Genomic DNA, 672 nt, shown 5'->3' with positions numbered 1-672 from the left:
CGATCTGCGTTCGGTGATCCGGGTTGCGCAGGACCGCCGGGGCCAACCCAGTGCGGTCATTCTCGATGGTCGCACGTTGCAATCGACGTGCGAGAGCGGCCCGCGCGCAGGCTATGACGGGTACAAGCGCAAGAAAGGCAGCAAGGTTCACATAGCGGTCGACCCGTTGGGGCAACTGCTCGCGGTGCATGTGACACCAGCCAACGAGCAGGAGCGCGCGCAGGTTGGAGAATTGGCGCGGCAGGTTCAGCAAGCCACGGGCCAAACCGTCAAGGTGGCGTTTGCGGATCAGGGCTATACCGGCGAAGAGCCTGCGCAGGCGGGTCTCGACGAAGGCATTGAGCTTCAGGTCATCAAGCTGCCGGAGGCGAAAAAGGGCTTCGTGCTGTTGCCGCGCCGCTGGGTGGTCGAGCGCAGCTTCGGCTGGCTCAACCGCTTCCGCCGCCTGGCCAGAGACTTCGAGCGATTGCCCGAAACCCTGGCGGGTCTGCACTTCGTCGTCTTCTCGGTACTTATGCTTGTCCACTTTGCAACCCTTAACAAATGTGCCTAACACCTACAAGGGCTTCCCCGTTGAGCACAAGCTCAATCGAGGTTCGCTGTCGATACATGCTGCAATGCCGCGCTGGTGCGTGTGAGAAGGTGAAGGACTGCGGTTCTACAACCGGTCAT

The 672-nt window shown here is 61.3% G+C and carries 1 protein-coding gene; it reads left to right on the top strand.

Translation table 11 applies throughout. The annotated features are described in order from the left end of the window. On the top strand, nt 1–553 hold a 553-nt coding region (locus tag PKKP23_RS33540; RefSeq protein WP_138721063.1), incomplete at its 5' end, for a transposase. Between the last annotated feature and the right edge of the window lie 119 nt (nt 554–672).

It is taken from the genome of Paraburkholderia kururiensis JCM 10599 = LMG 19447, from assembly GCF_003986935.1.
GTDB classification, from domain to species: domain Bacteria; phylum Pseudomonadota; class Gammaproteobacteria; order Burkholderiales; family Burkholderiaceae; genus Paraburkholderia; species Paraburkholderia kururiensis.
The sequence above is the reverse complement of the archived record's forward strand: the minus strand, read 5'-3'. Positions and strand labels throughout refer to the sequence as shown.